The 19,522-nt window shown below is 63.5% G+C and carries 17 protein-coding genes and 1 pseudogene; 1 reads left to right on the plus strand and 17 read right to left on the minus strand.

All coding sequences use genetic code 11. From position 1 onward, the window contains the following. Nucleotides 1-208: 208 nt before the first annotated feature. The 17 genes and pseudogenes from JF66_RS04880 to JF66_RS04960 form a co-directional block, all read right to left on the minus strand. On the minus strand, nt 209-493 hold the full coding sequence (locus JF66_RS04880; protein ID WP_035875857.1) for a YggT family protein: 285 nt from the start codon (nt 491-493) through the stop codon (nt 209-211). Nucleotides 494-501: 8 nt separating this feature from the next. After that, nucleotides 502-1,011 carry a cell division protein SepF gene (locus JF66_RS04885; protein WP_035875860.1) on the minus strand — a complete coding sequence of 170 codons (510 nt, stop codon included), beginning with the start codon at nt 1,009-1,011 and terminating at the stop codon, nt 502-504. A 35-nt stretch (nt 1,012-1,046) separates the two neighbouring features. Next, nucleotides 1,047-1,781, minus strand: coding sequence for a YggS family pyridoxal phosphate-dependent enzyme (locus JF66_RS04890; RefSeq protein ID WP_081882151.1), 735 nt, complete (start codon nt 1,779-1,781; stop codon nt 1,047-1,049). Continuing rightward, on the minus strand, nt 1,750-2,967 hold the full coding sequence (gene ftsZ, locus JF66_RS04895; protein WP_035875866.1) for a cell division protein FtsZ: 1,218 nt from the start codon (nt 2,965-2,967) through the stop codon (nt 1,750-1,752). The genes JF66_RS04890 and ftsZ overlap by 32 nt, the downstream gene beginning before the upstream one ends. Before the next feature lie 146 nt (nt 2,968-3,113). Then, a complete protein-coding gene (locus JF66_RS04900; protein ID WP_035875869.1) occupies nt 3,114-4,103 on the minus strand; it encodes an FtsQ-type POTRA domain-containing protein in 990 nt (329 codons plus the stop codon). A 13-nt stretch (nt 4,104-4,116) separates the two neighbouring features. Next, nucleotides 4,117-5,514, minus strand: a complete 1,398-nt coding sequence (gene murC, locus JF66_RS04905) for a UDP-N-acetylmuramate--L-alanine ligase (RefSeq protein ID WP_035875871.1) — start codon at nt 5,512-5,514, stop codon at nt 4,117-4,119. 89 nt (nt 5,515-5,603) lie between these two features. Continuing rightward, nucleotides 5,604-6,671, minus strand: coding sequence for a glycosyltransferase (locus tag JF66_RS04910; protein WP_035875873.1), 1,068 nt, complete (start codon nt 6,669-6,671; stop codon nt 5,604-5,606). Then, nucleotides 6,668-7,981: a putative lipid II flippase FtsW gene (ftsW, locus tag JF66_RS04915; RefSeq protein WP_035875875.1), complete on the minus strand. Its 1,314-nt coding sequence runs from the start codon at nt 7,979-7,981 to the stop codon at nt 6,668-6,670. The genes JF66_RS04910 and ftsW overlap by 4 nt, the downstream gene beginning before the upstream one ends. 4 nt (nt 7,982-7,985) lie before the next feature. After that, nucleotides 7,986-9,502, minus strand: a pseudogene (gene murD, locus JF66_RS04920) (UDP-N-acetylmuramoyl-L-alanine--D-glutamate ligase). Nucleotides 9,503-9,513: 11 nt separating this feature from the next. Then, nucleotides 9,514-10,620, minus strand: a complete 1,107-nt coding sequence (mraY, locus tag JF66_RS04925) for a phospho-N-acetylmuramoyl-pentapeptide-transferase (protein ID WP_035875876.1) — start codon at nt 10,618-10,620, stop codon at nt 9,514-9,516. Beyond that, complete coding sequence (gene murF, locus JF66_RS04930; protein WP_035875878.1) at nt 10,617-12,029, minus strand: UDP-N-acetylmuramoyl-tripeptide--D-alanyl-D-alanine ligase; 1,413 nt, start codon at nt 12,027-12,029, stop codon at nt 10,617-10,619. Before murF ends, mraY begins: the two co-directional genes overlap by 4 nt. Beyond that, nucleotides 12,030-13,574 (minus strand): Mur ligase family protein, encoded by a 1,545-nt coding sequence (locus JF66_RS04935; RefSeq protein ID WP_035875880.1) that lies wholly within the window; start codon nt 13,572-13,574, stop codon nt 12,030-12,032. A 13-nt stretch (nt 13,575-13,587) separates the two neighbouring features. Then, nucleotides 13,588-15,396: a penicillin-binding protein 2 gene (locus tag JF66_RS04940; protein WP_231556295.1), complete on the minus strand. Its 1,809-nt coding sequence runs from the start codon at nt 15,394-15,396 to the stop codon at nt 13,588-13,590. Between the two features lie 99 nt (nt 15,397-15,495). Beyond that, the gene (locus JF66_RS21565) at nt 15,496-16,098 is read right to left on the minus strand and encodes a hypothetical protein (protein WP_051973134.1); all 603 of its coding nucleotides are present in this window, start codon (nt 16,096-16,098) and stop codon (nt 15,496-15,498) included. After that, entirely contained in the window at nt 16,095-17,048 is a 954-nt protein-coding gene (rsmH, locus tag JF66_RS04950; RefSeq protein ID WP_035875882.1) for a 16S rRNA (cytosine(1402)-N(4))-methyltransferase RsmH, read from the minus strand. The genes JF66_RS21565 and rsmH overlap by 4 nt, the downstream gene beginning before the upstream one ends. A 99-nt stretch (nt 17,049-17,147) precedes the next feature. Further along, entirely contained in the window at nt 17,148-17,579 is a 432-nt protein-coding gene (gene mraZ / locus JF66_RS04955; RefSeq protein WP_035875885.1) for a division/cell wall cluster transcriptional repressor MraZ, read from the minus strand. A gap of 323 nt (nt 17,580-17,902) precedes the next feature. Beyond that, on the minus strand, nt 17,903-18,391 hold the full coding sequence (locus JF66_RS04960; protein ID WP_231556296.1) for a DUF3040 domain-containing protein: 489 nt from the start codon (nt 18,389-18,391) through the stop codon (nt 17,903-17,905). Here JF66_RS04960 and JF66_RS04965 point away from each other — a divergent pair. After that, nucleotides 18,356-19,480, plus strand: coding sequence for a polyprenyl synthetase family protein (locus JF66_RS04965; RefSeq protein ID WP_035875889.1), 1,125 nt, complete (start codon nt 18,356-18,358; stop codon nt 19,478-19,480). The two genes, JF66_RS04960 and JF66_RS04965, sit on opposite strands and share 36 nt — an antisense overlap. Nucleotides 19,481-19,522: the final 42 nt, after the last annotated feature.

Genomic DNA, 19,522 nt, shown 5'->3' on the forward strand with positions numbered 1-19,522 from the left:
GACTACATCTTCCGGAGTTAGCGCCATGGCTTTCCACCCTTAGAACTTGATACTTCTGCGAACAGTTGGTTGGTGTGCAGCTCACGCGAGCAAGCTGACATCACACTACGCCTGAGCGTGTGTGACACCGATCAAGGATACATGCTTGCGTCCTGTGACCGGCGTGTGCGACGCGCGATTTGAATCCCGACATGATGAAACGTGCCGTTTACAAAAGTTGCGCCAGGGACATTCCCACGATGCAGCACAGCATCGTCAGTGTGAAGCCGAAATCGAAGGCGATCGGCCCGACGCGGAGTGCGGGAACAAGGCGGCGAAAGAAACGAATCGGCGGGTCCGTGAGCGTATACACGAGCTCAACCAACACGAGGGTGAAGCCCTGAGGGCGCCACGAACGGTTGACACCGCGAACGAGGTCGATAATGAATCGCCCCCACAGAACAAAGAAATACAGGAGAAAAACGAAGTACAGAAGGTTTCCGAGGAGGGCCACGCGCGGTACTAGGCCTGAGCGAAGAAGGACGCCTCTTCGGCGGAATCTTCAGTGGCGTTGTCACCGGATACGACGACGTGGGACGGCGACAGCAGGAAGACCTTGGCGGTCACGCGTTCGATCTTTCCGTACAGTCCCTGAGACAGCCCGCTGGCAAAGTCAATCAAGCGACGAGCATCGGCGTCGCTCATCTGCGAGAGGTTGATGATGACCGGGATGCCTTCACGGAAGGACTCGGCGATGACCTGTGCGTCGCGGTACTGGCGCGGGTGGACGGTGAGAATCTCGTTCATTTCGGACGCAGCCACATTCTGGGGGGTCGACGTTTTACGCAACGGGGTGACCGGAGCGCGCCCGGCGTTGCTCTGAGCGGAATTGCCATGCCCTGAGTTGGCGTGGCTGGAGCGCTCGGGTGCGGCTGGGACAGCAGCAACGTGAGCCGCGGCGGGCGCCGCGTACTCAAGCTCTTCGTCTGCCAGACCCAGATAGACCATGGTTTTCTTGAGCGGGTTGGACATGTCGACCTCCGTGTTGGTTTGCTTCTCTGTTGAGATTAACTGTGTTCCGGGCGTTTGCCGGTTATTGCCGTACCAATTCTTAGGTGTGTCGCCCCTTCGAGGATAGCGGCGGCATAGTCCTGACTCATTCCCATGGACAGGGCGCTCGCCTCGGGGGCGTTCCGTCTGATGCCGTCACTCAGCTCGCGCACGTGGGCAAACGCTCGGCGTGGCTCCGACTCCGGCTCGCCGTTGTTCACAGGAGCCACGGCCATGAGCCCCAGTAAACGCAGTCCTGGCGCGCCCAGCACCCTGTCGACAAGCGGGAGGAGGTCGACGGCAGCAACCCCGCCGCGGGCAGGATCATCCGTCAGGTTGACCTGGATAAAACAGTCGACCACGGATTCGTCAGACGCAAGAGAATCGACCAGACCCGGGCGGTCGACCGAATGAATGACTCGCGCGTATGACCGCACCTGTCGGGCCTTCTTGCTCTGGATTTGACCGACAAAGTGCCAATTCAGGTTGAGGCTCGCCAGCTCGGCCGCCTTGGCCTGGGCTTCCTGGTGTCGGTTCTCCCCGACGTCGCGAACCCCGAGCGTTGCAAGCTCCTCGATGAGGCTGACGGGCTGGAACTTCGTCACGACGATCGTCGTGATGCCGTCCGTATCCCGCCCGGCCATCCGCGCAGCGTCGGCGATTCCGTCGCGCACGGATTCGAGACGGTCGGCCAGCCCGGTCAGGGGCGACCCGACAGAATCACTTGAGGAAATCGGGGATGTCCAGGTCATCGGACTCTTCTTCGAAGGCAGGGTCGACAGCCGCGGACCCAGTGGACGTGGAGTCAGCGCCGGACCAGACCGAACCGGACACCGACGAGGCGAGTTCGCCCTCCGTAAAGGAACCGGAGTTACTCGGACCCGATTCGGTTGACGTCGCACCGGCAGCACCCGGGACGGTGCTCACTCCGGCAGCCACTCCAGCAGCCACCAGGTCGGCGCGGCGAACCTCAACGGCCTTGGCCCCGGGCTCACCGCCGTCGAATCCCGCAGCGATGACAGTCACGCGCACCTCGTCGCCGAGAGTGTCATCAATGACCGCACCGAAGATGATGTTGGCCTCCGGGTGGACGGCCTCCTGCACGAGCCGCGCGGCGTCGTTGATTTCAAAGATTCCGAGGTTGGATCCGCCCTGGATAGACAGGAGAACTCCGTGTGCGCCATCGATGCTCGCTTCGAGCAACGGCGATGCCACGGCGAGCTCGGCCGCCTTGATGGCGCGGTCGGCGCCGCGGGCCGATCCGATACCCATGAGGGCCGAACCCGCACCCTGCATCACGGACTTCACATCGGCGAAGTCGAGGTTGATCAATCCGGGAGTCGTGATCAGGTCGGTGATGCCCTGAACGCCGGCCAGCAGAACTTGGTCCGCGGTTGCGAAGGCCTCGAGCATGCTGATCCCGCGGTCGCTGATTTCCAGGAGGCGGTCGTTCGGCACGACGATGAGGGTGTCAACCTCGTTCTTCAGGGAGGCGACGCCGGTCTCGGCCTGGGCCTGACGGCGCTTGCCCTCGAAGCCGAAGGGCTTGGTGACGACACCGATCGTGAGCGCACCGATCGACTTGGCGATTCGAGCGACAACGGGAGCGCCGCCGGTGCCCGTTCCGCCACCCTCACCGGCCGTGACAAAGACCATGTCGGCCCCGGCCAGCGCCTCTTCGATTTCCTCGGCATGATCCTCGGCGGCACGACGGCCAACCTCCGGGTCTGCTCCTGCACCCAGTCCGCGAGTGAGGTCGCGACCGACGTCGAGTTTCACGTCGGCGTCACTCATCAGAAGCGCCTGGGCATCGGTATTGATCGCGATGAACTCGACTCCACGGAGCCCGAGTTCGATCATGCGGTTGACGGCGTTGACGCCGCCACCGCCGATGCCGACGACCTTGATGACCGCTAGATAATTCTGGTTGTTTGACACGTCCGGCCTCCGGTGGAACCCTAAACCTTTACTGGAAGTTTAAAGTTATGCTGAGTATGCAATTGCTGATTTCGAAGTTATGCGTGACGGAGCGCCGTCTGGGGAGGCGCGCCCGCGTGTCGCGAAGTGTGCACGTTTTTTCCGTGTCACCGGACCACAGCGCTATCCGGTGAGGTTACATCGTATTCATTGACGCTCCCGACCGGGTGCCCCACCATCAGGGCAGCCAGCACGACGGCCTTGTACTCGGATCGCTCCGCGCTCCCCCAAGCGACCTTGGCTCCACCGGCAAGGTTGAGCGTCACATCGTCCGTAGTGGCCGCCTGTACCGAATCCAATTCGGAACGAATACCCGCGGGCAGGGCGTGGATGACTTCTCCCGCCGCCAGGAACCCGGCGCTGCCGACTCCGTCCGGCGAGTCGATATGTGGATACCCCTCCGGTCGGTCTACGGTGCTGTCGATCACAACGCCGGCGGCATCGACAAGGTCGAAACCAGCGTCAGACGTGATGACACCGATCGGGTCTCGTTCCACGATGCGCACGACGAGCGTCCCGGGAGGTCTGCTTTCCGTGACAAAACTCTTGATCAGAATGAACCCCGACAGCTCAGACTTGACCCGGGGGAAATCAATAAGCGGCAGAGGCGTCCCCAGCTGATCGCTGAGTGCCTCGACGACCTGCTCCGAGGAGACCCGATCGGTGCCGACGACCTCGATGGTGCGCAGGGCCATCAACGGCGAGTATGCCGCGCCGATGACGGCTCCCAGCACGACGACGATCGAGCCGAGCGTAACCAGCCACGTGATCCGTCGACGTCGTGACCGCCAGGTGAAACGGCGGACCTCGGCGCGCTCGAATCGCTTGCGCGCGCGTCGAGCGGCACGCAACACGGCGTGGGCGACAGCGACGCCCGGTTGTCCGGTGGCCTGTGCACGCTCACCGGAGCGGATTCCCGAGACCGGAGCCAGCGGCGTGGAATCCGACTTGTGTCCCTGCACGGGTATCGGTTCGGTATGCGCGTCGGCCTTGTCCGTGCGCCGCCCGGACGTCGCCCCGCCGGCGCCCGAGCGTTTCTTCCCTCCCGCTGGTTCAGCGGCAGGGGACGGATGTCCGGGAGACCCTGGTCTTCTCATACGACGAGGGTACTCAGTCGCTCGTCGCGCTGAGCGCCTCAAGCAGCTGCGGCACAATGCGGTACACATCGCCACAGCCCAGCGTCACGACGAAGTCACCATCCCGGGCAATCGAGGCCAGGTACGTGGCGGCATCCTGCCAATCCGGAACGAAGGCCACCCGGGAGGGGTCCTGGAAGCGCCCGGCAACAAGGGCTCCGGTCACACCGGGCATCGGGTCTTCACGGGCACCATATACATCGAGAACGATGGTCTGGTCGGCATGGCTCTCCAGCGTCTCGGCAAATTCCTGCGCAAAGAGCTTGGTACGGCTGTAGAGGTGGGGCTGGTGAACGGCAATGATTCGCCCGGTTCCGACGACGGTGCGCGCGGCCGACAAGGCCGCGGCCACTTCCGTGGGGTGGTGAGCATAATCGTCGTAGACGCTTACGCCACGAACGGTCCCGTGCAGCTCGAAGCGGCGTTCCGTCCCGCCGAATTGGGAGATGGCATCCAGAGAAGCCTGTGGAGCGAGTCCGAGGCCCACAAGAACAGCGAAAGCCCCGGCCGCATTGATGGCATTGTGCGTGCCCGGAATGCGGAGGGTCGTGGCGTAGTCCACGCCCTGCCAGCTGACAGCGAATGAGACCGGTCCGTCGGTCACGATCGAGTGCACACGCACGTCGGCCGCGGCATCCTCCCCGAACGTGATCACCGTGCGGTCGCGGAGGCTCTTCGTGACGCGCACTGCCCCGACGTCGTCGGAGGAGATCACCACCAGCTCGGTGGCCTGTCGCGAGAACTCCACGAACGCGGCTTCGAATGCCTCCAAAGAACCGTAATGATCGAGGTGATCGGGATCGACATTGGTCACCAGGGCAACGCTCGTGTTGTACAGAAGGAATGAACCGTCGGATTCGTCGGCTTCGACGACGAAGAGGTCTTCCGTGCCAGCCGCGGAGCTGACACCGAGCGACTCGATCACACCTCCGTTGACGAAGCTCGGATCGTGGCCGAGGCCGAGCAGCCCTGTCACGATCATGCCCGTTGACGTGGTCTTTCCGTGGGCACCGGCCACGGCGACGAGTCGCTGGTGGTGAATCAGCCAGGCGAGCGCCTGCGCACGGTGCAGCACGGGAATGCCACGCTCGTTGGCCAGGACGTACTCCGGGTTGTCCTGCCACAGCGCGCCCGTGACGACGAGCGTGTCAGCGTCGCCGACATTGGCTGCGTCATGCCCGATGCTTATTGTGGCGCCCAGGTCGCGCAGGGCCTGCACATTGTCCGAGTCGCGAACATCGGATCCGGTCACGGTGTGCCCCTGTCGGAGAAACAGCCGGGCGATGCCGCTCATACCGGACCCGCCGATTCCGACGAAGTGCACCGCGCCGAGATCGTCGCCGATGGTCAGGGTGAGGTCGGGTTTAATCACGATTGTGTACGCTCTTCTCGGCTTGGTGGCAAAACAGATGCAGGAGGTGCTGTGTGAACAACGTTACGCGCTGCGGGGCCGCAGAGGAGTTAGCGGGCCTGCCGGATGAGGTCCAGCATTCGCGCGGATCCGTCGCGCACACCGACGGACGCCGCTGCCCTGCCCATGGTACCGACGCGCAGGCCGTCCCCTAACAGCGGCAGGAGCTCCTGGCTCACCCAGTCCGGCAGGAACCGCGCGTCGTCCACGAGAATGGCACCTCCCACGCGTACGGCGTCGGCCGCGTTGAATCGTTGCTCACCGTTCCCCACGGGATACGGCACGTACACGGCAGGGAGTCCGAGGGCGCACAGTTCACTGACGGTGGCGGCACCGGCCCGGGACACGGCGAAATCCGCGGCTCCCAGGGCGAGGTCCATTCGATCGCAATAGGCGATCATGCGGTAGTGGTCCAGCTCAGGGTCGCTGACCTCGCCACGTTCCCCGGTGATGTGGAGCACCTGCCAACCGGCGCCGATCAGCGCCGACGCCGACTGCACGATGGTGTTGTTGAGCCGGCGGGCACCCAGCGATCCCCCGGTGACGAGCAGGGTCTTGCGATCATGCTGAAGGCCGAAAAAATCTTCCGCTTCGCCTCGCACTGCTGTGCGGTCCAGCGTCTCAATTTCGGGACGAAGCGGCATGCCCACGAACTGCGCGTGTCTGATGCGTGTTCCCGCAAACGCGACCCCCACCTGCGTGGTGAACAGGGCACCAAGCTTGTTCGCGAGGCCGGGTTTGGCGTTCGCTTCATGGATGGCGATCGGGACACGCATCCGCCGGGCGGCGAGATACGCCGGGGTGGAGACGAATCCGCCGAAGCCGACGACGACGTCGACGTTGCGTGATCGGATGAGGTCCGCAACTCCGGACACGGCACGGTGGAATCGACCGGGAAAGCTCAGGGCCTGCCGGTTGACACGTCGCGGGAACGGCACACGGGGCACGTAGGCGAGCTCGTAGCCCCTGGCCGGCACCAGACGCGCCTCCAACCCTTCCTTCGTACCGAGGGCGATGATCACCGCGTCGGGTTCCCGTGCGCGGAGGGCGTCCGCGACGGCGAGCAGCGGATTGACGTGGCCGGCGGTCCCGCCGCCGGCCAGGAGGTATGTGGTCATCGTCTGTTACTTCCTGATTGCTGTCCCCGCGCGATGGACAGCACGATTCCGATCGCCATGAGTGTGGTGAGCAGGGCGGTGCCTCCGGCTGAGATCAAGGGCAGAGGGACCCCGAGCACGGGGAAGACACCGAGCACCACTCCGATGTTGACAAAGGCCTGTCCAATGATCCACACCATGACGGCGGACGTGGTGATGCGTGCCATCACCGACGTGCTCGAGCGCATGATGCGAAGAAACGCGAAGGCGAGCAGGATGAACATGCCGAGTACGACGATGGCGCCGATCAGTCCCAGTTCTTCGCCCACAATGGCGAAAATGTAATCATTGTCCGCAGCCGGCAGCCAGGACCATTTGGCCTTGGAATTACCGAGGCCGACGCCCAGAATCCCGCCGTTGGCCAGCGCCCAGGTGCCGTGCAGCGGCTGCCAGCAATTGGAGGAGATGGCACCGCTCACCTGGTCGCAGCCCTCGTTGACGAAGCTCATGATCCGGGTCAGGCGGTTGCTGCTCGTGAGCGCGAGCACAAGGGCACCGGCTATCCCCGCAGCAACGGGAATCAGGAGCAGTCGCAGCTTCACGCCGGCGAAGAAGAGCGCTCCGAACAAGATGCCGGCCATAATCATGACGGTTCCGAGGTCTCCGCCGATCATTACGAGCAAGATGGCGCCGCCGCCCACGCCGAAGACGGGGATGAAAACGTGCCGCCAGTCATCGAGATGGTTCTTCTTCTGGTCGAGTATCATCCCGAGCCAGATGACGAGCGCCATTTTGATGCCTTCAGAGGGCTGGAACTGGACGCCACCGATCGACAACCAGTTCGTGTTCCCGGCGATCTCGTATCCCATGGGGGTGAAAACCACGAGGCATTGGAGAAAAGACGTGAAAAGAAGCGCCGGCCACGCGATCCGCTTCCAGAAGGTGAGCGGCATTCGGCTCGCCACCAGCATGAGCGGCACCCCGATCAGCGCGAAGCCTCCCTGACGCAACAGCCCTCCGAAGAAACCGGCATCGGCAAGGTAGGAATCCACGGACGACGACGAGAGCACCATGACGAGGCCGAAGGCGACGAGAAAGAGCGTCGTGCCGAGGAGAAGGAAGTAGTTGCCGGACTCGGCCTTGAAGACTCGGCCGAGCGTGATCCGAGCCGAGGCAGCCGTCAGCGGGGAAGACGGCTGGCCCACGGAAGCGGTCGGCGCCGCGGAGCCGGCCCGGCCGGAAGACGGCGGACGTATCGCCGACGGGGCGCGAGCGCTCCGAACCGATGACCCGCTCGGACGCGGTGTTCGGGTGTGCGGAGGTGTGCTCACGTCGTCACCTTCCGAGAAATGTATGTACCGCCTGGTTGAACGCTGCGCCGCGCGCCGCATAGCTGTCGAATTGGTCCATCGACGCAGCAGCCGGGGCCAGCAGCACGACGTCGCCCGGCTGTGCGACGGTAGCGGCCATACTCACGGCACTCAGCATCACATCTTCAGTGTCATCCGAATCGATCTCAAAAACGCGCACCAGCGGCGCGTGTCGCGCAAATGCATCCCGCAACGCGGTCCTGTCCACACCGATGAGGATGGCCCCGGACAGGCGTGGCGCGTGCTTGCGCACGAGATCACTCACATCGACGCCTTTGAGCAGTCCCCCGACAATCCACACGACAGAGTCAAAAGCGGCGAGGGACGCATCAGCCGCATGGGGGTTGGTCGCCTTGGAATCGTCGATCCACTGGATATCGTTGTGGAGGGCGACGACTTCAATGCGGTGGGCATCGAGGTGGAAGGTTCGGAGTGCGTCGCGAATGGTGCCGGGGTCGACGCCGAAGGACCGTGCCAGGGCACTGGCGGCCAGAACATCCGCCACGACGTGCGGCGCTCCCAGCCCGACGGTCGCGAGGTCGGCCACGGTCGTCAGTTCGAGGGCGCGCTCGAAGCGATCGTCGAGGAACGCCCGATCGCACAGGATTCCCTCGACAATGCCCAGCTCGCTGGGACCGGGCACGCTGAGGCCGAAGCCGATGGCGCGCGCCCCCTCCCGCACCTCGGCGTTTTCGACCATCTGCACGGTCGCCGTGTCGGCCTTGTTGTAGATGCACGCCACGCCCGTGTTCCAGTAGACCGTGGCCTTCGCCTCGCGGTACGCCTCCACGGAACCGTGCCAGTCAAGGTGGTCGTCCGCCACGTTCAAGCAGAGGCTCGACCACGGCGCGAGTGCCCCCGGCCCTGAGCGCGGAAGGTGGTGCAGCTGGTAGCTCGAGAGTTCGACGACGAGCACGTCCCAGCCTGCGGGTCACGGATGGCGTCGAGTACGGGCACACCGATGTTGCCGCACGGCGCCACGCGGTGCCCCGCGGCCGCCAGCATGGTGGCGGCCAGCTGCACCGTCGTCGTCTTGCCGTTCGTCCCGGTGACCAGCAGCCATTCGGCGGGAATGCCGACCTTGTCCCGGAGACGCCATGCCAGCTCGATGTCGCCCCAGACGGCGATGCCGTTCGCCGCCGCCCACCGCAGCAGTAGGTGGTCGGGGTGAAACCCCGGAGACACAATCAGGAGTTCCGGGCGGTGCGCGACGAGCTCTCCCGGAACGTCAGAGAGATCCGACTGCACGAGCGCGACCCCGAGAACGTTGAGCAGTTGAGTGCGCTCGTCGGGAGCTCCCGACGCGACGACGAGCACATCCGCGCGCAGTTCAGCAAGGGTGTCGGCAGCGGCGAAGCCCGTAACGCCGAGGCCGAGTACAGCCACCCGCAGTGCTGACCAGTCGGCATGCCAGCTGGTCAGGGTGGCGAGACGCGCCGCACGGGCCGCGATCCGATCATCATCCATGGGGTCGCCGGCCATCGTCTCGTGCGTCATTCTGTCGGCACCGCCGAGAGCCACTCGAGGTAGAACGTGCCGACGCCCGCAGCGACGAGGAGCCCGCCGATGATCCAGAAGCGCACAACGACGGTGACCTCTGCCCAGCCCTTGAGCTCGAAGTGATGATGAATCGGGCTCATCAGGAAGATTCGCTTTCCCCTGGTGGCCTTGAAGTACGCGCGTTGCACAATCACGGAACCGGATTCGATGACGAACAGGCCTCCGATGAGGACGAGCAGGAGCTCGGTGCGGCTGAGGATGGCCAAGGCCGCGAGTGCGCCACCGATTGCCAGGGATCCGGTGTCACCCAGGAATATCTTCGCCGGGGACGTGTTCCACCACAGGAACCCGATGAGTCCGCCGACGATGGCGGCTGATACGACGGCCAGATCGAGCGGGTCACGAATCTCGTAGCACCGATAGAGGTCGGTAGCGTCGGCGCCCCCGTTGAAACAGGACTGGTTGAACTGCCAGAACCCGATGACGATGAAGGAACCGATGGCGAGGATCGACGAACCGGTGGCAAGCCCATCGAGACCATCGGTGACGTTCACGCTGTTGGATGTGGCGGCCACGATCACGCAGATCCACAGCACGAAGAGGATCAGCCCGGCAACGGCTCCGAGACTCATGAAGTCCAGCGGCGTGTCGCGAATGAACGAGATGTGCGTCGAGGCTGGGGTCAGCCCGTTCCTGTTCGGGAATTGAAGCGACAGCCAGGCAAAGACACCGGCGACAATGACCTGACCGGCAATCTTCGACCATCCACCGAGCCCGAGGCTCCGCTGGTTCCTGGTTTTGAGGAAATCGTCGATGAAGCCGACGAGCCCGAGACCCACCATCATGAACAAGACCAGAAGCGGCGAGGCGGTAATCGGCTCGCCCTGGGTCAGCTTGGCCGTGAAGAAACTGATCACCACACCGAGGATCAGGATGATTCCACCCATGGTGGCCGTTCCACGCTTGGCGTGGTGGCTCTTCGGTCCGTCGTCCCGGATGAACTGTCCCCAGCCCAGCTTGTGGAAAAGCCGGATGAACAGCGGAGTCAGAAAAAGGGTGAAGGCGAGCGATAAGGCGCCTGCCAGCAGTAGTGCTCTCACGAGAAAAGGTCTCCCAACCGGTCGCCCAGGAAACGCAGTCCCGCGGAATTCGATGATTTCACCAGAATGGTGTCGCCGGGGCGCACGATCGTGCGTACCAGCTCGAAGGCTTCCTCCGCCGTGTCAACGTAGGCGGATTCACCGTCCCAGGATCCTTCGTTGATGGTGCTGATGTGCATTCGACGCGCGCCTGCGCCCACCACGACCACCTGGGAAATGTTCAGCCGTACGGCGAGGAGTCCGACGCGGTCGTGCTCCTCGCCCGCGAGTGCGCCGAGCTCAGCCATCTCACCGAGCACCGCGATCGTGCGGCTTCCCGGTTCCTGGATTTGAGCGAGGGTCTTGAGGGCGGCCGTCATGGAGTCCGGGCTCGCGTTGTAGGCGTCGTTGATCACGGTGACGCCGTCACGGCCTCCCAGCACCTCCATCCGCCAGCGCTCCGCTTTTCTGACGGATTCAAGCGCTGCCACAATCGTGCCGAGGGGTACGCCGAGAACCTCGGCCGCGGCAGCAGCAGCCAGTGCGTTCGTCACGTGGTGCTCCCCGAGCACAGCGAAGGTCACGGGGCTGCTTTCACCCGAAGCGAGATGCAGAGTGAATGTCGTGCCGAGGCGGCTGGACCGCACATCGGTGGCGCGCACAACAGCGGCGCCGTATTCGCCGAAGAAGACCACCCGGGCGCGCGTCACGGCGTTCATCGCCGCGACCCGAGGGTCGTCCGCGTTCAGCACCGCGACATCCGTCGGCAGGAGTTCGGTCACCATCTCGGACTTGGTCCGAACGGTTGCATCGAGTCCACCAAATTCCTCGGCGTGGGCGAGGCCAACCGTGAGGACGATACCCACGTCCGGTCGCGCGAGGTCCACAAGCCGTCGGATGGAGCCGATCCCGCTTGCTCCCATCTCGACGACCAGATACTCGGTCTCGTGTGTGACCTCCAGCATCGTCATCGGCGCACCGACCTGGTTGTTGAAGGACCCACGCGGTGCAACGGTCGGACCCACCCGTTCGAGGATCTCGCGAAGGAGGTTCTTGGTCGTCGTCTTGCCGTTCGAACCCGTGACGCCGACAACTTTCAGGCGTCCCTCGGAGCGCACCCTGGCGACGACGTCAGCGGCGAGGGCGCCCAAGGCGACCACCACGTCCGCGACCACAATCTGGGCAACCGGAAGATCAAGCAGACGTTCGACGATGAGAAGCACCGCTCCGCGGTCCACCGCGACCGGTGCGAACAGATGGCCATCGGTCACCGCACCCGGTTTGGCGACGAAGATCGACCCCGGGGTCACTTCCCGGGAGTCTGTCTGCACGCTGCCGGACACGGCCGAGCCGTCGTCAACGTCTCCAGCGGGGAGGTGCAGGACACCGAGCACGGCCTCGGAAATCTGTCGTCTGGACAGGGCGATCATTTACAGCCACCCCGCGTCGCGGAGCGCCTGGCGAGAATCGTCGCGAGCTGAATAGGGGATTTTGACACCAGCAACCTCATGGTAGTTTTCATGGCCCGGGCCAGCGTACAGGATGGCATCGCCCTCACCGGCAAGAGACAAAGCCTTCCGGAAGGCCTCGCGGGGATTGGGCACCTCGTAAAACTCGCCAGTGGGCACGGCCTCCCGCGCTGCCGCGAGGAGCGTTGCACGGATGCTCGCCGGATCTTCATACCGGGGATGGAAGTCCGTGACAACCACGACATCCGCTCCCCTCGCCGCGATAGCGCCCATATCGGCGCGCTTGGTGGTATCGCGATCTCCGTCGGCACCGAAAAGCATAATGAGGCGGCCCGGGGTGAATTTTCGGATCGCCGCCAGAGTGTTCAGAAACGCATCCGGACTATGCCCGTAATCCACGTAGACGAGCGGTCCGTGATCCCCCGAGATCAGTTCTGCCCGGCCTGGGATGTACGCTTCGATTCCTCCGTCGCGCTCGAGCGTGTGTGCAATCAGGTCCAGATCGACGCCGGATTCCACGAGCATGACTATGGCGAGAGCAGCATTCGCCGCCATGTACCACCCCATCAGCGGGACTCGGCTCTGCAGGCGCCGCCCATCCGGACCTTCCAGCACGAACTCGGTGTACGCCGCGTTTTCCCCGACGACCGTCATTCGCCAGTCCGCCGGCACCTCCGCACGATTGCTGATCGTCGTGACAGGAATCCGGCATTCGTCGACGATACGTCGACCCCATTCGGAGTCGACGGTGATGACGCCACGCCGCGAACGATCCGGGGTGAAGAGCTCGAGTTTGGCCCTGAAGTAGTCGTCCATCGCGGAGTAATCGTCGAGGTGATCGTGGCTGAGATTGGTAAAGGCCGCGACATCGAACAGGAGACCGTCGACGCGGTGACGACTCAGTGCCTGTGCGGATACTTCAATGCCGACTGCGCGCACCTCGGCCTCTCGCATCCGCGCGAGGAGGGCGTGAAGCTCACTGGCTTCCGGCGTGGTCAATGAACTTGTGACGGCCAGATCGCCGATGCGACGCTCGGCCGTGGACGTGAGCCCCGACGTGACACCGAGCTGGTTGAGGATCCCGAAAAGCAGGTAGACGACACTCGTCTTGCCGTTGGTTCCCGTCACAGCAAAAAGCGTGGCCGGATTCTCACTCGTTCGGTATATCCAAGCCGCCACCGTGCCCAGGGCGGCACGTGCATTTTCCGTCACGATAACGGGCAGCCCGCAGTCCGCAGCAAGGAGGGCGCCCGCTTCATCGGTGAGCACGGCCGCTGCGCCAGCGTCCGCCGCAGCCCGCGCGAAGGATGCCCCGTGGCTGTGCTGGCCGGGTACGCCGACGTAGAGGTCACCTGGCTGAACCGTGCGCGAGCTGAGGCTCACGCCGGTGACATACACCCCGGCGATCTCGCCGCTGACGTCAAGGTTAAATTCATCGACGAGTCCCGACAACGACCGCGGAACGGGGTTCTGGGGACGAAGAGCCGAAGGTGCCAAATTGGTCACGGGGCTCACTTTCTCAACGGGCAGTGGGGAGGACGGGGGCTGGATCCCCCGATGGCACCGCCCGGTATTTTTTCAACACCTGGCTCATGACCTCCTGAAAGATCGGGGCGGGTGCGGCGGACGTATTCATATTAACAGGATCGGCGAGGCTGACCGAAACGACATACTGCGGATCGTCGGCCGGGGCGAAGCCCGAAACCGACACCAGGTACCCCTTGGAGTATCCACCCTTGCCATCGGGCATCTGAGCGGTTCCCGTTTTTGCGGCAACCCGATAGCCGGGTATGTTCCACATGTTGTGCACCCAGCTGTTGTTGTAGACCATCTCGAGAACGTCCGACGTCTCGTGTGCGGCCTTGTCTGACAGGACCCGAGACCCGGTCGAGTCGGGTTGGTTGGTCACGGTGCCGTCCTTCTGTCGGCAGCCTTCCACGAGCTGCACAGGCATGTGCACGCCGCCGTTGGCAATCGTCTGGTACATGCTCGCAACCTGGATGGCCGTTGTTGTCAGCCCCTGGCCGAACATGGTTGCGTAGTTCGTCTGAGCGTCCCACTCCTGCCAGGGATGCAGGATGCCGGAATCCTCGCGGGGAAAGCCGGAACTGGTCGCCGTGCCGACGCCGAACTTGGTCATGTAGTCGTAGCGCTGCTCGCTGGTGAGCATCTCGCCGAACTTGGACATGCCGGTATTGGAGGAGTCGATCAGTACATCCGACAGCGTCATATTCTGATCGGGGTGTTGGTGACTGTCGTTGATATTGCCACCGTCGGCCGGGAGGTAGCGATAGGGAGCGAGGACCTCCGAGTTCAGGTCCGCGACGCCGGCATCGAGAACGGACGCAGCGGTCAGCGCCTTAAAGGTGGACCCGGGTTCAAAGGAGTTTCTGAATGCCCTCGATCCACGGTCACTGGGATCTGTGGTTCCCCCAACGTTGTTGGGGTCGACGGATGGATAGTCCGCCACCGCAAGCAGCTTGCCGGTTTTGGCGTCCTGAACGACCGCCGTCCCCCAGGCCGCGCCCGTCTCCTGCGCGCGCGCCGCGAGGGTTTGCTGTACGAAGAACTGCAGGTCGGAGTCTATGGACACGACCACATCGCCGCCGTCGACGGCCGCCGCGGTGGTGAAACTGCTCCCGGGGAGCCGAACGCCATCCGCGCCTTTTTGATAAGTCTCCGTACCGTCCTTACTGGCAAGGCAGGCATCCTGGCCGATTTCGAGACCAGCCTGCGCCTGCCCCTCCCCCGACACGAAGCCGACGAGGTTGCCGGCGACTGCTCCGTTCGGGTATTCGCGGCTCGGGTGTGTCCGGGGGTACAGCCAGGGAATACGCAGCTCGTTGATGGCACGCAGGGAGTCCACGTTGACCTGCTTGGTGATGTAGGCGAAGTCTGAATTGGGGTCGGCGGCAAGAGCATCGGAAATGATGAGCTGAATCGCGTCACCCGTCTGACCGGTGACCGCGCCGATTTCCGCGGCGGCCTGAGCGACCGTGACGACGGCTCCCTTGGTACTGCCGTCGACAACGCGCGTAAACTCCGCGACATTTTTCGGAGAGACCGTAATGTCGTACCGCATCACAGACTCCGCAAGAACGACGCCGCCCTCGGTAACGATTCCCCCGCGTGTCCCATAGACGGTCTGGTCCACCGACCGGTTTCCCACCGAGTCAGCAGTGAGCGCCTCCGCCCGCACGACCTGAATGTCCACGAGCTTGACGACAAAAACAGAAATCACGAGCATGAGCACGACGATGGTGCCTGCGACGCGTCGCCGTTCAGATCGGCCGTTTATCGGCCTGGTCGGTCCGGTGTTCTTCGGCACGGTCAATTCCTCACCTCGGCCTGGGGCCGCACACGCTCACGCTTCGTCTGTTCACAGTGACTGGTCACGCTGCCGGAGATTCTGCAGCGTTGGGTACCGCTATCGAGTGGTCGGAGAAGGCAAGCCGGCCGGGACAACGGGTGCGCTGCTGACCTCGACAACCGGGGCCACAGCGGCCCCGGCCGTGCCTGCGGCGACGCCGGTGCCGGCGGCGCCCGCTGGTGCCTTACTCAGCACGATGCTATCTCCGAGAAGAGCGTTGGGAACGAGACTCGCCGAACCGGACTGGGAACCTGACGCTGAGCTGGGAGCACCGAGGACGGCGCCGTCCGACAAACGCAGGTAGACAGGATTGGAGTTGCTCACCATGCCGAGGGCCTCCGCGTTCGCGGCCAGGCTCTGCGGCGATGACACGCGCACGAGGTCGGCATTGACACTGGCTGTCGTGCGCGTCAACTCGGCCTGGCTGGACGTCAGGGTCGAAATCTCGTAGGCACCCTGAGAGATGCCGATGCTCAGCAGAAGCTGTGCGACGATGATCGCGCCGATGCCGGCAATGGCGGTGAAGGCATAGAAGATGCGGGGACGCGTGTGACGCCGTGTGTTCGGAGCCACAATTTCGAACCGACGCGGTGTACCCGCCGCCTTGCTCTGACGAAGCGGTTCGGCCGCCTGCGGTACGCGTGCAAGATTGTCTCTCATTCGGCCCTCCTCAATCGCTCAGCGGCTCGAAGCCGCACGGGTGTTGCGCGCGGGTTTTCCGCTTTTTCTGACTCGGAGGCCAATTCCGCCCCGCGGAGCAGCAGCCTGAAGACCGGCTTATGTTCCGGGAGTTCGACGGGCAGTCCGGCCGGTGCCGTCGAGCCTGACGCGGAGGCCAGGGCTCGCTTGACAATGCGGTCTTCGAGGGACTGGTAGGCCATAACGACAATGCGCCCACCTATTCCGACCGCATCCAGCGCCGCGGGGATCGCCCGCTCCAGAACGGACAGCTCCTGATTGACCTCGATCCGAAGCGCTTGAAACACCCGCTTGGCCGGGTGGCCCATCCGCTGCACCACAACCGGCGTGGCGGCCGTGATCACATCGACCAGTTGGGCAGATCGAGTGAACGGTGCCTCGTCACGGGTCTCGATGATCGCTTTCGCGTAGCGGGAGGACAGCTTCTCCTCGCCGTAATCCTGGAAGATGCGCCGGAGGTCTTTCTCGCTGTAGGTCGCGAGAATCACCTCTGCGGTCAATTCGGAGGTGTTGTCCATGCGCATGTCGAGCGGGGCATCCTTCGAATACGAGAACCCACGTTCGACGCGGTCGATTTGCAGGGACGACACGCCGAGGTCAAAGAGCACACCGTTCACCTCGTGGATGCCCAGGCCACGGAGCGCCTCCTGGATTCCGTCGTAGACGGTATGCACGAGATGAACGCGATCACTGAACGGGGCGAGGCGTTCTCGTGCAATCGCCAGGGCATCAGGGTCACGGTCGAGACCGACCAGCACCAGCGCGGGAAAACGCTGCAGGAAGGCCTCTGCATGCCCTGCCATGCCGAGCGTGGCGTCCACCAGAACGGCACCGGGGGCAGCGAGGGCCGGAGCGAGCAACTCAATGCACCGCTCGAGCAATACCGGGGTATGAATTTCGTTTATGGCCATAATGCCGGGCTGGACCCTGGCGCCTGATCCCCATCCATTCTGTCCTGGCACCGGGGAAGTGTGTCAGGGCATGAACGGCTGGGAGTCAGGCGTCAGGGGCTAGAAGAGTCCCGGAATCACCTCCTCCGTCGTGTTGGCGTATGAGGTTTCCTGCTCGGCCAGATATGTGGCCCAGGCCTCGCTGTCCCAAATCTCGACGCGACTGCCGGCACCGATGACGGTCAGCTCGCGATCAAGTCCCGCGTAGCTGCGGAGATTGGCTGGAATGGTGACCCGATTTTGCTTGTCGGGTGTCTCGGAGCTTGCTCCGGACAGAAACACGCGCAGGTAATCACGCGCCTGCTTACTCGTGACGGGCGCCTGGCGGATCTTGTCGTGCAGGTCCTCAAACTCGCGCGAGCTGAATACGTAGATGCAGTGTTCCTGCCCACGCGTCATGACGACACCGGTGGACAACTCATCGCGGAATTTCGCGGGGAGGATGATGCGTCCCTTTTCGTCGAGCTTGGGGGCATACGTGCCAAGGAACATGCATCACCCCTTCTCTTCCGGCCGGATTCAGGTGTTGCTCCACTTTACTCCACTACCCCCCACATTTTCCGGAATTGTGCCCTGAATTCGAGAAAAATTCTTCGGGATACCAATAATTACAAGGCATTGCCGGGTGGAGGAAAAGGGAGAGGCGTGGCGCTCGCAACCGGAATTTTGGGCACAAAAAAGGGCCGATCCGAGGATCGGCCCTTCTCAGTGGAATAAAGATGGCGGGGTGGAGCGTGAGAAATTAGAGCATAAAGAAATAGAAGAGGAGTGAGATGACGGTCACGATCGAGCCAGTGCGCACGAGGCCGAGAAGACTACTGACCGTCCTGGCGTCGATCCCAGCGGGCGTTCAGACGATCCATGAACCCCTGGTCGGCACGTCCCTGCGCGGGGCGGCGGCCGGGAGCAGCCGCTGACGGCATGCCCCTCATAGACTTACCAGGCGACAACGCCAACAGCACACCGGTAAACATCACCACGAAACCGACGATGCCAAGCCACAGCATCTGCAGGGCCACGCCAGCAATCAGGGCGACGATGCCCACGACAGCGAGAAGGACACCGATGGCGATCGAACGGTAGTTCGGTCGAAGGCGCGACGCACCGACACTTGCGACAAAGTCTGCATCGTTGTGATAGAGGCTACGCTCCATCTCTTCGAGGAGTCGCTGCTCTTGTTCAGAAAGCGGCATCTCATTCCCTCCAATTTCGGGATCGAGCGGGTTGATTCCCAATTCTAGCCCTGTCGGGATGACTAGGCTAGGCGAGTGGCTGAAAGCAATCATCTGGTAGATCTGGTTCAATACCGCATCGACGAATTCCTCATTACCCGCGATCCAATTGTGTCCCTGATCAGCTCCGACCTGACGCCACTCGTGGCCTTTTCTCGGCAGTTTCTCAGCGGTGGCAAGCGATTCCGGGCCCTGTTCTGTTACTGGGGCTGGCGGAGCGTGACGGCGGGCGACGGGCCTGCTCGACCGCACCAAGCGGGTGTCCCACGCGACGCAGACCTCGCCCCCATCGTGTCGGCTGCTTCTGCCCTTGAGATCTTCCACGCGGCCGCTCTCGTACATGACGACATCATCGACAATTCCGACACCCGCCGCGGCGCCGCATCCGCGCACAAGCTGTTCGAGAACCTGCACCGATCGGAGAACTGGGCCAGAGAACCGGTCGAATTCGGGCGAGCAGCGGCGATTTTGCTGGGCGATTTGCTACTCGGCTGGAGCGACGAGTTGCTCGACGAGGGCTTGGCCGTGCTGCCCGATGCAGCGGCCGCCCGTCAGGCCCGCCGGGAATTCAATCTCATGCGCACCGAGGTGACCGCCGGCCAATACCTGGACATTCTTGAGGAGCGTGCGTGGCGAACGTCTCCGGAGGACGAGCTTTTTGCCCGAGCAATGCGTGTCATCGAGTTCAAGTCCGCGCGTTACAGCGTGCTGGCTCCCCTGGTGATCGGGGCGGCACTCGCAGGAGGAAGCGCCGAACAGCTGAACTCACTCCGTGCGTTCGGCCTGCCGCTCGGTATCGCCTACCAGCTCCGGGACGACCTGTTGGGAGTCTTCGGAGACTCTTCACTGACCGGAAAACCGAGCGGCGACGATCTTCGCGAGGGGAAGAGAACGGTTCTCGTGGCCCTCGCGCGCCAGAACCTGAACGATTCCCAGCGCAGGCTTCTCGATGAGAATCTCGGCGACCCGGACCTCGACGCGACGCGAATCCAGGTGTTGCAGGGCATCATCAGGGAGAGCGGGGCCATTGATCGGGTGGAAGACCTCATCACTCGGCACCTCAGCGAAGCCCTCACGGTGCTGGAGTCCGCGCCGATCTCGGCATCGGCCAGATCACAACTGACAATGCTCGCCGACAAGGTCGCCCGGCGAGCGTTTTAGGTGCTGACAGCCGCGAGGCCCGGGCTCAGCGAGAGACTGGGC

Source organism: Cryobacterium sp. MLB-32 (assembly GCF_000738085.1).
In the GTDB taxonomy this organism is placed as follows: domain Bacteria; phylum Actinomycetota; class Actinomycetes; order Actinomycetales; family Microbacteriaceae; genus Cryobacterium.

Bases quoted from the DNA above. Each gene is read 5' to 3' on its own strand.
- JF66_RS04885 (WP_035875860.1), bottom strand. From the start codon at position 1,011: ATGTCCAACCCGCTCAAGAAAACCATGGTCTATCTGGGTCTGGCAGAC.
- JF66_RS04890 (WP_081882151.1), bottom strand. From the start codon at position 1,781: ATGACCTGGACATCCCCGATTTCCTCAAGTGATTCTGTCGGGTCGCCC.
- JF66_RS04900 (WP_035875869.1), bottom strand. From the start codon at position 4,103: ATGAGAAGACCAGGGTCTCCCGGACATCCGTCCCCTGCCGCTGAACCA.
- JF66_RS04910 (WP_035875873.1), bottom strand. From the start codon at position 6,671: ATGACCACATACCTCCTGGCCGGCGGCGGGACCGCCGGCCACGTCAAT.
- murF (WP_035875878.1), bottom strand. From the start codon at position 12,029: ATGATCGCCCTGTCCAGACGACAGATTTCCGAGGCCGTGCTCGGTGTC.
- JF66_RS21565 (WP_051973134.1), bottom strand. From the start codon at position 16,098: ATGAGAGACAATCTTGCACGCGTACCGCAGGCGGCCGAACCGCTTCGT.
- rsmH (WP_035875882.1), bottom strand. From the start codon at position 17,048: ATGGCCATAAACGAAATTCATACCCCGGTATTGCTCGAGCGGTGCATT.
- mraZ (WP_035875885.1), bottom strand. From the start codon at position 17,579: ATGTTCCTTGGCACGTATGCCCCCAAGCTCGACGAAAAGGGACGCATC.